Origin of the sequence: Allomuricauda ruestringensis DSM 13258 (assembly GCF_000224085.1) — a bacterium.
Taxonomy (GTDB): Bacteria; Bacteroidota; Bacteroidia; order Flavobacteriales; family Flavobacteriaceae; genus Flagellimonas; species Flagellimonas ruestringensis.
In genome coordinates this window covers 878,687-892,422 of record NC_015945.1, presented here as the reverse complement: position 1 = coordinate 892,422, position 13,736 = coordinate 878,687, and the positions used below count along the sequence as shown (strand labels likewise).

The following is a 13,736-nucleotide window of genomic DNA, read 5'->3' as shown; positions in this document are numbered from 1 at the left end:
ATGATGAATTAGGCTTTAACAATTTATGAAAATAAACTGTTAAAATTGCTAATAAACTATTAAAGTAGGTAAGCCCCGATAAAAGTTTACCATCTAGAAGCTATATAAACTAAGGGGTTGAGATGAAAACATAAAAAAAGCCGAGAAAATCTTCTCGGCTTTTTGTTTAGTAGCGGGGACTGGACTCGAACCAGCGACCTTCGGGTTATGAGCCCGACGAGCTACCTACTGCTCTACCCCGCGATATATGTTTTCTGTTTCTTTTGGAAACGTCGATTATCAATAAAATGCTCAGTTGGTGTAGGTACCTTGCCCTGAGCATCGTCGAAGGGTGCTGCTCTACCCCGCGATGTGGACGGCAAATATACAACGCTTTTTACATCATTTCCAAACGAAACTTAATATTCCTTTTCCACTAGCGCCAATCCCGCTCAAAATCCATAAATTCGGCCTTTTTACCTTATGGACGCAATTAACGATTTTATATCCTCACTTTTGCCCTATACAGAGTGGCCTATGTTCATTCTCCTTATTGGGGGTGGACTGTTTTTGGCGTTTTACTCCAAATTTGCCCCATTCCGACACTTTGGGCATGCCATTGCGGTGGTTTCCGGCAAGTACGACGATAAAAATGCCAAAGGTGATGTTAGCTCTTTTCAAGCATTGTCTGCAGCCGTAGCCGCCACGGTCGGACTGGGAAATATATCGGGTGTGGCCATTGCCATACATGATGGCGGACCAGGTGTGGTGTTCTGGATTTGGATGACTGCCCTTTTGGGTATGGGAATCAAATTTTATTCCGGTAGTTTGGCCATTATGTACCGCGGCACAGATTCCGAAGGAAAAATGCAGGGCGGCCCCATGTTCTACATTACACAAGGAATGGGAAAATGGGCAAAACCCATGGCCATTTTTTTTAGTGTCTGCGGATTGTTCGGATTTTTGGGGGTTTTTACCGCCAATCAGTTTACCGAAGCTTTTATGGGTGTTGTGGAACCCCAAGAGACCATTTGGGCGACCAGTGAATATAATTGGAAACTGGGAATCGGCTTTTTTCTGGCCATAATCACATCTATCGTAATTTTTGGAGGACTTACCAAAATAGCCAAAGTCGCATCGGCAATCGTACCTTTTATGGTCGGCATTTACCTATTGGCGGTCATTTTTGTAATGGCCAGCCATGCCGATGAAGTTTTTCCCGCCCTAAAAATGATATTGGTCGAAGCGTGGAACTTCGATACCATGGTCACAGGGGGATTCTGGGGCTTGGTCATCGTTGGAGTTCGTAGGGCCATGTTTTCCAACGAAGCAGGTTTAGGTAGTGCGCCCATGTACCACGGGCAATCCCGTAACGACGAACCCGCAAAAGAAGGACTCGTAGCCATGTTGGGACCGTTTATCGATACCATTTTAGTATGTACCTTTACCGCGGTTGTTATTATTTTGAGCGGTGCCTATCTCGAAGAAGGTAGTGGAATCGTGATGACGATGTCTGCGTTTGAAACCACCCTTTACGGTATCGGAGATATACTGCTGATGGTGATTGTAGCAGCATTTGCCTTGTCAACGCTGTTTACCTATTCGTATTACGGCGTGAAGAGTCTTTCATTTTTGACCAACGCTAAAATCGGAAAATGGTACAATGTGTTTTTTATTATTATGATTGTTTTTGCTGCAATAGCTTCATTAAAATTGGTAAAAAACCTGATTGACCTATCATATGCACTCATGGTAATACCCAATATGATTGCTGTGTTGTACCTTTCACCAAAGGTGAACGCAGCATCCAAACAATATTTTGAAAAAAGAAAGAAAGGTGGCGCATAAAGCAGGATTTGTAAATATTATCGGTAATCCCAATGTGGGTAAATCCACGTTGATGAATGCCTTTGTGGGCGAAAAATTGTCCATTATTACCTCCAAGGCACAGACCACTCGTCACCGTATTTTGGGCATCGTGAACGGTGATGATTTTCAAATGATTCTCTCCGACACCCCAGGAATAATAAAGCCAGTCTACGAACTGCAAAGTTCCATGATGGATTTTGTGAAATCCGCTTTTGAAGATGCCGATGTGCTGTTGTATATGGTGGAAATAGGAGAGAAGGCATTGAAAGACGAATCCTTCTTCAAAAAAATACAGAACAGCAAGATTCCTGTATTGTTGCTTCTCAACAAAATTGATACATCCGACCAGCAGATACTGGAAGAACAAATGCAATATTGGCAAGAGCAATTGCCCAATGCAGAAATTCACCCCATATCCGCTTTGGAAAACTTTAATGTCACCGAAGTGTTCAACCGTATTTTGGAACTCTTGCCAGAAGCACCTCCATTTTATCCCAAAGATCAGATCACGGATAAGCCCGAACGCTTTTTTGTGAACGAGACCATTCGTGAAAAAATCTTGCTCCACTATAAAAAGGAAATTCCCTATTCCGTTGAGGTGGAAACCGAAGAGTTTTTAGAGGATGAGGACATTATCCGCATTCGCTCCGTGATTATGGTAGAGCGCGATACCCAAAAAGGAATCATTATAGGGCACAAAGGAAGCGCTATTAAAAAAGTAGGGGTGGAAGCTCGTAAAGACCTCGAAAAATTCTTTGCCAAGCAGGTTCATATTGAACTGTATGTAAAAGTGAACAAAAACTGGCGCAGCAATTCCCAGCAGCTCAGGCGCTTTGGGTACAATGGCTAAGATTCATTGTTGATTCGTTCGAAAGGGGCAATGGTATCCCGGACAAATTGTTTCAGTTGCTCCATCTGTCCTTTTCCCTTAGCTCTTCCCAAGCGGCCAAAGGCGTAAAGCGCGAACCAAATCACCACCAAAAAGAACATGCCCGCCAACCACAAAGAAATATCCTTGTCCAAAGAATAATTGGAATATGCAAAGATGCCCAAAATGATAAAAAGGGTGCCCACACCAAAATGCAGGAACATAAAAAAGGTCCAAAGCGTAGGATTGGGTCCAAATACCCCCCGAATGTTGCTCACACCTTCCTCAAAAGAAGAAAGTTCCAAGTGAAGTTGAGGTGACCAAAAGGTAATTTCGGCTTTTCTAAACGTTATAAATATGTGTTCATCGAGCCTTTTGATTACAAAAGAATTGGCCGTAACGGAATCAAAAACAGTCTCTAATTGCTCTAAATTGGTTCTTAGGGAGATGCGGAAACGGGGCCGTAAAACTATCTCATTGGTCAAGTCGCTCATAATCATTTGAAAATGATCAAAAAAGGTATCATTTTTTCTTCATAATAAATGGTATTTTTGCCAAAAATTAAACCTAATGGGAGCTATCGTAGCCATTGTAGGAAGACCCAATGTTGGGAAGTCCACTTTTTTTAACCGACTTATTCAGCGCCGTGAGGCGATAGTGGATGCCGTCAGTGGTGTTACGCGCGACCGTCATTACGGCAAAAGTGACTGGAACGGCAAGGAGTTTTCCGTCATTGACACTGGTGGTTACGTTCTGGGCAGCGACGATGTTTTCGAAAAAGAAATCGACAAACAAGTTGAATTGGCCATAGATGAGGCCGATGCAATCATTTTTATGGTGGATGTGGAATCTGGCGTAACAGGAATGGATGAAGATGTTGCCAAATTGCTGCGAAGAGCAGATAAACCTACTTTTTTGGCCGTGAACAAGGTCGATAATAGCAAACGTATGGCCGATGCTGTGGAGTTCTATGCCTTGGGACTGGGTGAATACTATCCCTTGTCAAGCATCAATGGTAGCGGTACAGGAGAATTGTTGGACGCTTTGGTGAAAGTACTTCCCGATGAAAAAGAAGAGGAAAGCGAATTGCCTCGTTTTGCCGTGGTAGGTAGGCCCAATGCAGGAAAATCATCCTTTATCAATGCATTGATAGGAGAGGACCGCTACATCGTAACCGATATTGCTGGAACTACGCGCGATAGTATCGACACCAAATACAATCGATTCGGTTTTGAATTCAATTTGGTGGATACGGCTGGAATACGACGTAAAGCCAAAGTGAAAGAAGACTTGGAATTTTACTCCGTCATGCGTTCCGTTCGAGCCATCGAGTATTGCGATGTTTGTATTGTGATGCTGGATGCTACCAGAGGATTTGATGGACAGGTACAGAATATATTTTGGTTGGCACAGCGCAACAACAAGGGAATTGTGATTCTGGTCAACAAATGGGATTTGATCGAAAAGGAAACCAATTCGGTAAAAGAATATACCGCCAAAATAAAAGAAGTTATATCCCCTTTTGAAGATGTCCCCATTCTTTTTATTTCTGTTTTGAACAAACAGCGGATTTACAAAGCGATTGAAACCGCCGTGGACGTATATAAAAACCGTTCAAAACGCATCCCGACCCGAAAATTGAACGATATAATGCTTCCTATCATTGAAAAAACACCACCTCCATCTACCAAAGGGAAATACGTAAAAATCAAGTTTTGCACCCAATTGCCCACGCCTTACCCGCAATTTGCGTTTTTTTGCAACTTGCCACAATATGTGAAGGATCCCTATAAAAGGTTTTTGGAGAACAAAATCAGGCAGAATTTTGATTTTACTGGAGTGCCGATGACCATTTTCATGCGGAAGAAATAACTATTCGCCCGACGCCGAGTGTACTTCTACCACTTACTCTGATTGTAGTTGATTAATAATTTGAGAAAAGAACCTTGTGTCTAAGAATTATTATCTTTGATGATTTACTACAATAGCTTTCCCAATCGCTTCCGCATATTCTGGCGGCACGGCATTGCCAATCATATGGGCTGTTTTTGCTATACTCGTTGTTTTGAAGATATAAGTTTTAGGGAAAGATTGTATTCCGTAAGCTCGGATTATTTGATAAATATATTCTCATAATGATATTCTAAAAATTCTTTTGATGGTAAAAACCTATCGGGCAAATTGATTTTTTGGTTTTTGTGTTTTTTGAAAAAGTCATTTACAGCTTCTTCGTTTGGATAGTTCTCAAAAAGACTTGAAAGTACAATTTTGTAATCAGGTGTAATTGTAATAAAACCTTTATCAAATGCTTTATCGTGAATAGAATTTAAACAAAGTCCATTATGCGGATTAATTCTGTTCTCTTTATCTTTTGCCCAAGGTTTTATATGACTTGCCACCAAAAAATCAGGTATTGACAGTCCTGTTATGCAACATTTTAAATTGTAGGATGAAAGTATTGTGCTTCTAAAGAAGCTCTGATTAACCCTTGTTTTTACAATTGTTTCTCGTTCCTTTCCTTCGGTTAAATCATCTAAATTTATTCCTTCACTTTCTTCAATGGTTTTGTTTTGAAACTTAGCAATCAATTCTTCACTTTCAAAAGCAAGTTTTTCCCAATTTCCATTAAATTCATTCCAAACAACCTCATCAAGTTTACTGCCATTTCCTAAACCAACGATTCCTTGTTTTCTCAAATCAGGGTCAAGTCTTCCAAAATTTCCAACCTTCATATTCAGTGCTGACGGAGAACGCCCAATGATATTTGCGTATTTTATAATGGTTGGATTGGTCTTACTACTACTTTTAAAAGGTATTTTACAATACACATTAAAAGCAATAATAGTTTCTTCTTTTGACCAATTGTTTCTCTCCATTTAACAAAGCTAATCAAATGTAGTTTAATCTAAACTGACCGTTCTTTTGGTTTTTAGACCTACAGAGAACATTTAGTTCCCCGACGCCGAGCGCACTTCCACCAACTGTTGTACTCGGTTGCCTTGATTATCGACAGCAGTAAGGACATACTCCCCTGGTTCAATAGCCAAGATGAGTTCATGGAAATTTTCGGTCTTGCCCACAAAAGTTTCATCCAAATACCAATACACTACGGCATCGGATTGTTGATGGGCCAATTTTAAAATGATTTCCGATGTTTTGTTACCCAAATTTTTCGGGAGGAGGACAGCTTCGTTTTTTTTTGGGTAAATGAATTCCATTAAATTGTTTTCCAATGTGGAACAACCATCTAAATAAGGCGGTAAAGGTTTGTAATTGGGATTGGAAGATGTATAATAATATTCCAAAATAGGAGGGAGCACCAACCAATTTTTGGCCATCATATCCCCCAACGGATAACACTCGGAATTCACCCTAAATTTCTCCGAAGCATCTAAAAACACCTGCTGATGATACGGACAAGCTCCGCTTCGGGTGCCGTGGGTCGGCACGAATTCTTTTTTTATGTCATCACAATAAATGGAAGCCCGAAATCCACTTTGAGCACATACTTCAATTTCGGTAAGGTCATCAAAAGGTTCTTGGAACCAACCGCTTTGGGGCAGCGCATCCAAAACGTCGAAAAGTAAGGGAGCGGCTGCGGTGATTCCTGTAAGTCCGGGTCTGCCTTCTCCATCGGCATTGCCCACCCAAACCCCAATGGCATATTTTGGAGTAACCCCTACGGCCCATGCATCCTTAAAGCCAAAACTGGTCCCCGTTTTCCATGCAATAGGTTGTGAGGAATCAAAAAACTGCCAGTTTTCGTCACCTTCCGGTCGGTTGACTTCGTACATGGACTGGAATGTGCTATAAATGGCTCCTGCGCCAAAAACCAAGGGGTCAAACCGCTCTTCCCCAAAATCTTTGGTCTCATTCTGTAGATAAGAGGCTTCTGTAAACTCTTGGTTTCTATAGGTGCTGGAATGTTTCAAAAAATAATTCAGACTGGAAGCCATGGAGGCGTATGTGGAAGTCACTTCCCAAAGGGAACTCTCGGCACCACCAAGAATCAAGGAGAGGCCGTAGTAGGAAGCGGGTTTATCCAACGATTCCATTTCCATTTTATGGAGTTTGTTATAGAATTTTTGAAGTCCATATTCCCGCAACAATCTAACCGCGGGTACATTCAACGAACGGGAAAGGGCTTTACTGGCGGGTACGGCACCTACATGTTTCAAATCAAAATTTTGAGGGTTGTATCCGTTGATCACGGTGGGAACGTCTTCGACCAGACTATTCGGCAACAATGCTCCCTCATCCAATAAAGAAGCAAACAAAAATGGCTTTAAGGTACTCCCAGTACTTCTTTTTTTAGTGATGATGTCCACGTAGTTTGAATGCTCTTCCGCTGAAGGTGAATTTCCCACATACCCAAGCACTTTTCGGGTTTCCACATCTAAGACCAAAATAGCCAAATTGTGGATTTCGTTGCTCTGCAACTGCCGATAATGCCGTTCGGCCAAAAGATTCAATCGATGTTGTAACGGTCTTTGCACAGAAGTGGTTATACGTTCACCAGGATGCTCGTTTCGGATACGTTCCGTAAGATGGGGAGCTATATCGGGCAGTGGCATTGGTTTTTGTGGAAGTGGTTCGGCAATGGCCAATTCGTAAGTAGTTTCGTCAATGACCTCTTTCTCCCACAATTTTTTCAATAATCGGTTTCGTTTGTCCATAAAGGTTTGTTCGTTTCTTCCGGGGAAAATCAATGCCGGGGCATTGGGTAAAACCGCCAGCGCAGCCGATTGCCCCCAGCTCAATTCGTGGGCGGGGATTCCAAAATATCGCCATGCAGCCGTTTCCAAACCTACTACATTGCCCCCGTAAGGTGTGTGGGAGGCATAGAGTTTTAAAATTTCTTCTTTGGAGTGCCGTAATTCCAGCCGAGTGGCCATAAAGACTTCGATGAGTTTTTCCCAATAGGTTCTGCTTTGATTTTTTCGGCTCAAACGGATGACCTGCTGAGTGATGGTGCTGCCACCCCTTCGGGTTTCTTTGGTGAGGTTGTGCCCAATGGCCTTGATAATGGAGATTGGGTTAAACCCGGGATGATTATAAAAATACTCGTCCTCAAACAGTAAAATACTCTGCTTGAAGCGTTCCGGAACAGAATCCATTTGCGGGAACCGCCATTGACCATCATCAGCTATGCGAGCACCGATCAGGGAACCTTCCGAACTGTCGACAACCGTTGAGGTGGGGTCTTTGAACAGATTTTTTGGCAAACAGAATAGCCATAAAATCAATACAATGGATAAAAGGACAACCTTGATTCGGTGTTTTAAAATGGTTTTTTTTAGGGCTGATAAAAAAAACTTCATCCACACCAAACTACTGAACAACTTTGACCCAATTGCCCTTGTTTCTAGCATAATAAGTGTTATCGTACATGGCTTCTACTTGTGCTCCGGGCAAATAGTATTCCCCCAAAAACGAAGCGTTCAGTTTTATGGTGAACGTTTTCGACTTTCTGCTATCAATATCAAAATACAAATGGGTACGGTCGTCCCTGGTATCCACATAATCCGCTTTTGAAGCATTTGCGTTGCTGCCTCCAGCAAATGAAGTGTCCACAATTTCCCATCCGCTGGGCACGATATGGGTAAGTGCTACATTATCGATATAATCATCCGAACCATTAAATATTGTAATCTGAGCTTGAAACTCTGTTCCCTGTCTCAGTTCATCCACATTGATGGAATTGCCAAGGGGGTCTTGGTAATTGACCGACAATCTTAGGTTTTGTTGCTGGGCCAATTCCTCACCGACTGGTAATTTGCCAGTTTGGGTAAGGGTGGCATAAATGGTATTGCCTTGATTGTTTTTCACCTCAATCTCCTCTTTGAACGAGCCAATGGCAAGCTCTCTTTGTGCAATGGCCCTGTCGGTTTTTACAGCAACCTCTTTTCCGTTGTTGGCAAAGGTGAGGTCGATGGACCTTCCTCCGTTTTTCATCACCATTTTGGACATGGCCAAGAGGGCAAAAGCAGTTTCTTGGGTACTGTACCAGCTTTGAGACGATAAATTTTTGGCTAAGGAAACAGCCAATTCCCTTTGTTGGGAGTCACCCAAAATCACCATAGTCTCTAAAGCCATGGCCCTGTTTCGGAATACGGAACCATAGGTTCTGTAATTGTAATTGTTGGGAGTAAAATTAATATTGGCCTTTTGTACAATGGCTTGGGCCACTTCTTTTTTACCGACCAAGGCATACGCTGCTGCCAATCTCCATTTGGCCTCGTTGCTGAGGTTTTCGGTTTCCCGTAAACGGTTCATTGCGGCCAGTTCGGGTTGTTGGGCCAGGGCCAAGGTGTACAATCGGTACGCTTGTGAAATATCATCGTTGTAATAGGTGCTCTGATTGCTCCATTGTCTTGCCGCATTTTTTTGAAAGCGTAGCCAATTGCTGAGGAACGTCAACGGTAACTGATACCCTTCCTTTTTGGCTTCCAACATAAAATGTCCAGCGTAGGAAGTGCCCCAATCATCGGCATTGCCATAACCGGGCCAGTAGCTTAATCCACCATTGGGAATTTGGAAATCGCCCAATTTATCAATGGCAGCTTTAATGTTTTTCTCGATGTCCTTCTTTTTGTCAAAAGTGATGTCCAGCACATTTGCCAAGAACAATTGTGGGAATGCCGCGGAGGTGGTCTGTTCCACGCATCCGTGGGGATAACGTAACAAGTAATCCATCCGTTTGGAGAAATCCATCGGGGGTAGTGTGGAAAACTCAATAAACGCTGTATTGGTGCCAGAAGTGCCAAAAGTTTCCATTGTGATGGTCTGCGATCCGTTGGGGTCGAGCGTGTACAATTCACTTTTGGTGGTTACAGGATTTGGATTTTCCACATCAATTTCCGTTTCGTTACTAGCACTTTCGCCAGCTCCCGTAGCGGTAACTTTTATGGTCTGGAACGATGATGTTGGGTTGACCTTAAAATCAAAATTGACGATTTGTTCGCCAACCGCATTGAAGGTGATGTTTTTGGAAGTGCCACTTATGGGCTCCAAAGCTTTTCCAGCATCGATGGAGACCTTTACGTTTTTTACTTTAGGTTCCATCGCAAAAACCGTTACAGGGATGGTCACGGTCTCGCCTGGGGATAATTTTCTTGGAATGGAGGTTAAAACCATCAAAGGTTTACGAACTGGGGTTGTCTTTTCTGCATTTCCATAGGCACTAGTTTGATTTCCAGCGACTACCATAGTCCGGACAGAACCTACATAGTTCGGCATATCGATGGTATGTGATGCTTTTTCCCCTGCCTTTAGGGTAAATGGACCCAAATAGGTGACCACAGGTTTAAAACGTTGTGCTTTTCGGTTTTTGGCACCAGCACCGATGCCACCGCCACCAATAGCATAGATATTATCCACACTTACAGAGTAGGCGCCCATCACATCATCAAAAATATCGAAGGTTTTTACACCCAAAGCTTGTCTGGCGTAAAAAGAACTGTGAATGTCGGGAGTGGTAAAGCGTGTCAAATCCAGAAGGCCTTCGTCCACCACGGCCAACGAATAAGTCATCGGTTTTTTATTGGCCTCCGAAACGGTGACATTATAAGATTCTTCTGGTTCCAAAACATCGGGCATACTGATTTCTGGTTCCAAAAAGGTCGCTGGGTTTTCTACCAAGAGCGGAACAACGCCGTATAATCGGATAGGCAGATCGTTTTTGACCTGACTGTGCGGTTGCAGCAAGGAAATGTTGATATAGGCATTCGGGGCCATTTCCGAAGTAATGGGAATGGTCGCTTTGGTTTCTTTGGCCGAGGTCTCAATCCATTGTTGGGAGAGGACCTCCGTGCCGTTTTCGATGCTTACTAAAGCACGTCCACCCTTATCTGATGGGAAAGTGACCGTTGCTTCTTCCCCAAGGGTGTATTTTTCTTTGTCGGTAGCGAAAATCAAGATTTTAGAACTTTCCGCATCTGCCGATGCGGGTCTTCGCCACCAATTGCGGTAAAAATAAGCGGTGCGTCCCGTAGCGTGTCCAGAGACTTCATCAATAACACGAATCAAGAATCGGCCTCCTTCTTCATCGGGAACATTGATGTTGAAATTGCCCTTTCCATTACTTCCGGTCGTAATCTCCATTTCCTTGAAAGGACGGTGTACGGTAGCATTTTCATAGCGTGACAAATTATCAGAACCGCGGTTCCACCACCAGCGCCATTCAATTTTGAATACTTGTACTTTTAGTTTTCTGTTGGATGATGGATTTCCTTGGGCATCCACAGTGACCACATCAAAGGTGTTATTGTCATCCGTTAAGAAAGAGCCGTATTGTTTGGCTTCGGGGGAACGGAGTCCCACAAAATTTGAAAATGGGGCCAAATTCTTGGAAAATACATCAATGGAAAAGTCACCTCCACCCTCAAAAACCTTGGTGGTGAAGGTTGCCTTCAACATTCCAGGTGCATTGCCATTGACTTCTATTTTTTTATTGATGTCCAATTCACCATTGGCATCCAAATTTGCTGATATCCATTGCAGTTCAGTCTCATTGAACGAACGAGCTGGGTCTTGGAAAATATAATTTTTATAGTTTGGAAAGGCGGTTGAGGTTTGGCTCAAAGTGGCATTGATATCAATTTTTAGGTTTCGGGCAGGAGCACCGTGCAGCCACTTTACGGTTGCTTTTCCGCGATTGAAAGTATTTGCTTCCAGTACTTCGTCATCAAAAGCAAAATCCACTTTTAATCGGTTGGGCTTTACTGTGGCCACTTTTAAGGTTTTACTGAATTGTGCACCGCCCACAATCACTTTGGCCGACCAATTTCCCGTTGGGGCGTTAGCATCGGTCGGGATAGGGAAATAGTAAAAATTCTTTTCTTTTTTGGCATAGAATCCATCCGAAACGGGAATGCTTCCTTCTTTGAGTACATTGCGTTGCACCAATTTGCCACGGGCATCACTGACCTCCAATGCTACGGGATGCCCTTTGGGCAATGGATTGGCATTATCATCCAAAACAAAGGTTAAATGGATAACATCGCCTGGTCGGTGCACTCCTCTTTCGGTATACAAATAGCCTTGTAAACCTTTTTGCAGCTGTTCGCCAGAAACATCGAACTTACTGAGGGATAATGCGTTGCCATCTGCAAGTTTGGCGTAGGCGAAATTGTTGCTGTGCTCGGCCACGGCAAAGGCAATGCCCTTATCACTATCATAAACGGATAGACCTTTGGTATCGGTAGTGGTCTCGCCAATGAGTTGTTGTTGGTAATTGTAGAGCTTTATTTTAGCACCTGCTACGGGTTGGGTGGTGAGCAAATTGGTCACTGCAAAATGATGGGAGCGATTGCTTCCTTTTTTGACGATAAGGCCCAAATCGCTGCCCAATAGATTGGTGGCGGCTATTCTATCGTAATTGTAGTATGCCGAGTGACAAGGGTTGTCACGCTCTTCCCAATTATAATCATAGTTTCTGTAATTGTAGATTTCATTATCCCAATAGCGTTCTTCTTCTGAGGCTTCATCAGAACTTTGTTCCAATGCATATTCGGTTTTTGATTCTTCGGTTTCTGCACTATCACCACAATCGTAAGAGGTGTGTTCTTTCTTAAAGCTGAATTCGACCCGATACAACGAACCGGGATGAACCTTAATCAATTTGGATAAATCCAAACCATGCGCCTGCCAATAACTGGTATTTTTATTGTCATCTTCGGTCAGGCGAATAACTTTGTATGCTACTCTTCGACCCACAGGCCTGAAATCGGGATTATAATTTTCCGTTAAGTCATAATTTTGGAGGTATTGCAGCATGTTGTTTTCATATACTTGGATGACACGAACTTCAACTGCGGTAAGATTGACCGTTTCAAAATAAATAGGTGTGGAAGCGGCATTGGGCAATATGGTTCCTTTGGAAATGAGGCGGACAGCAGGTTTTAATTGTTCAAAAGAGACTAATTCGGAAAAGTTGTTCTTTAAAGTGAAGCCATACTCACTTTTAATACCTTGAAAGGCATTGATACGTACCTCACCCAAAATTCGGTTGGAGGGATAAACACTCAGCACATTTCCATTGATTTCGTATCGAAGGCTTTCAGCGTTTTCAATGGTGACCAAACCGTTTAGGTTTTGGTCTTGTTTTAAAGGTTCTGAAAAATTCAGGGTAAGTACGGCATTTGGAGCGGATGTTGTTTTGGCATCAATAATCACAAACTTATTTTTACCTGGGATTTGATAGGTTTCCGAGCCTTCGTTATCAATATTGTAAGCGTCGCCTGTCCAGTTTATGGTGAGTTCGCTATCGGCTGTTTTTCTGGATATACTATCAATTTTGAAGCTGAAGTATTGTGCATTTTCAGAAGCATTGTCCCACTTTACAGGAATGTTTTTGTCTCCTTGCTTTACGGAAAGCACCGTGTTTATTTTTGATGCATCCAGAATGTCCGAAGCATCCAATGTGCCGGTAACATATTGCCATTCCTTACTATACGACTGTAAATTGCCCAAATTGATTTTAAAATTCGGCGCAATGGTCTTAAAACTGAAGGTGTAGGTTTTGAACTCACTATCAATATCTTCAAAGAGTTTGTTGAGCTTCAAGTTGATGGTGTACTCTGTGTTGGGTTTTAAATATTCCGAAGGTTGAAATAGGAGTTCTCTGCCATTTTCAATCACTAAATCACCATCCACCTTTGGTGAAATGTCCAAATATTCTGATGGTAACTCTTGAGTCAGTTCAAATTGCTCCAATTGTTGGGCGAGGGCAATGGTAATGGGTGTGGAAATACTTTGGTTGCCATTGGTGTGATAACTGATGTAATCCTTGAACTTAAAAAGATTATCGGTCTCGGAAGCACCGTTCTTTTTTTTACAGGATGCTACAAGAATTAGTAGGGAAACCAGAAGCGTTTTGAATGACCGGGACATAAGAAAAGAGTATTTTAAAATAAAAAAACCATAACCAAAAGCAAGATACTTAAAATTGATTAGCGGAATCCTTTAACTTGATGGATAGTTGGTTTGAATTCATGAATGAGGTCAGGTTACACTGATG

At 42.5% G+C, this 13,736-nt stretch carries 8 protein-coding genes and 1 tRNA gene; 3 read left to right on the top strand and 6 right to left on the bottom strand.

What is annotated here, in order from left to right; all coding sequences use genetic code 11:
• Positions 1-170: 170 nt before the first annotated feature.
• A tRNA-Met gene (locus MURRU_RS04090) sits at positions 171-243 on the bottom strand.
• A gap of 219 nt (positions 244-462) precedes the next feature.
• Here MURRU_RS04090 and MURRU_RS04085 point away from each other — a divergent pair.
• Together MURRU_RS04085 and era are read left to right on the top strand one after the other, a co-directional pair.
• Entirely contained in the window at positions 463-1,827 is a 1,365-nt protein-coding gene (locus tag MURRU_RS04085; protein WP_014032155.1) for an alanine/glycine:cation symporter family protein, read from the top strand.
• The gene (gene era, locus MURRU_RS04080; protein ID WP_014032154.1) at positions 1,817-2,698 is read left to right on the top strand and encodes a GTPase Era; all 882 of its coding nucleotides are present in this window, start codon (positions 1,817-1,819) and stop codon (positions 2,696-2,698) included. Before MURRU_RS04085 ends, era begins: the two co-directional genes overlap by 11 nt.
• Here era and MURRU_RS04075 read toward each other — a convergent pair.
• Positions 2,695-3,210: a hypothetical protein gene (locus tag MURRU_RS04075; RefSeq protein WP_014032153.1), complete on the bottom strand. Its 516-nt coding sequence runs from the start codon at positions 3,208-3,210 to the stop codon at positions 2,695-2,697. The two genes, era and MURRU_RS04075, sit on opposite strands and share 4 nt — an antisense overlap.
• 76 nt (positions 3,211-3,286) lie before the next feature.
• Here MURRU_RS04075 and der point away from each other — a divergent pair, with 76 nt between their 5' ends.
• A complete protein-coding gene (gene der, locus MURRU_RS04070; protein WP_014032152.1) occupies positions 3,287-4,588 on the top strand; it encodes a ribosome biogenesis GTPase Der in 1,302 nt (433 codons plus the stop codon).
• 90 nt (positions 4,589-4,678) lie between these two features.
• Here the strand turns inward: der and MURRU_RS18205 are convergent, their stop codons facing one another.
• The 4 genes from MURRU_RS18205 to MURRU_RS04055 all read right to left on the bottom strand — a co-directional run bounded on the left by MURRU_RS18205 (position 4,679) and on the right by MURRU_RS04055 (position 13,609).
• The gene (locus MURRU_RS18205) at positions 4,679-4,813 is read right to left on the bottom strand and encodes a DNA cytosine methyltransferase (protein WP_417870666.1); all 135 of its coding nucleotides are present in this window, start codon (positions 4,811-4,813) and stop codon (positions 4,679-4,681) included.
• Positions 4,814-4,827: 14 nt separating this feature from the next.
• Positions 4,828-5,592, bottom strand: coding sequence for an HNH endonuclease (locus MURRU_RS04065; RefSeq protein WP_014032151.1), 765 nt, complete (start codon positions 5,590-5,592; stop codon positions 4,828-4,830).
• A gap of 72 nt (positions 5,593-5,664) precedes the next feature.
• Positions 5,665-8,037, bottom strand: a complete 2,373-nt coding sequence (gene pbpC / locus MURRU_RS04060; RefSeq protein ID WP_041801296.1) for a penicillin-binding protein 1C — start codon at positions 8,035-8,037, stop codon at positions 5,665-5,667.
• 10 nt (positions 8,038-8,047) lie between these two features.
• Positions 8,048-13,609, bottom strand: coding sequence for an alpha-2-macroglobulin family protein (locus MURRU_RS04055; protein ID WP_014032149.1), 5,562 nt, complete (start codon positions 13,607-13,609; stop codon positions 8,048-8,050).
• Positions 13,610-13,736 lie beyond the last annotated feature (127 nt).

Excerpts from the sequence above, each read along its gene's own strand:
- MURRU_RS04085 (WP_014032155.1), top strand. The coding sequence starts at position 463 with ATGGACGCAATTAACGATTTTATATCCTCACTTTTGCCCTATACAGAG.
- MURRU_RS04075 (WP_014032153.1), bottom strand. The coding sequence starts at position 3,210 with ATGAGCGACTTGACCAATGAGATAGTTTTACGGCCCCGTTTCCGCATC.
- der (WP_014032152.1), top strand. The coding sequence starts at position 3,287 with ATGGGAGCTATCGTAGCCATTGTAGGAAGACCCAATGTTGGGAAGTCC.
- MURRU_RS04065 (WP_014032151.1), bottom strand. The coding sequence starts at position 5,592 with ATGGAGAGAAACAATTGGTCAAAAGAAGAAACTATTATTGCTTTTAAT.
- pbpC (WP_041801296.1), bottom strand. The coding sequence starts at position 8,037 with ATGAAGTTTTTTTTATCAGCCCTAAAAAAAACCATTTTAAAACACCGA.
- MURRU_RS04055 (WP_014032149.1), bottom strand. The coding sequence starts at position 13,609 with ATGTCCCGGTCATTCAAAACGCTTCTGGTTTCCCTACTAATTCTTGTA.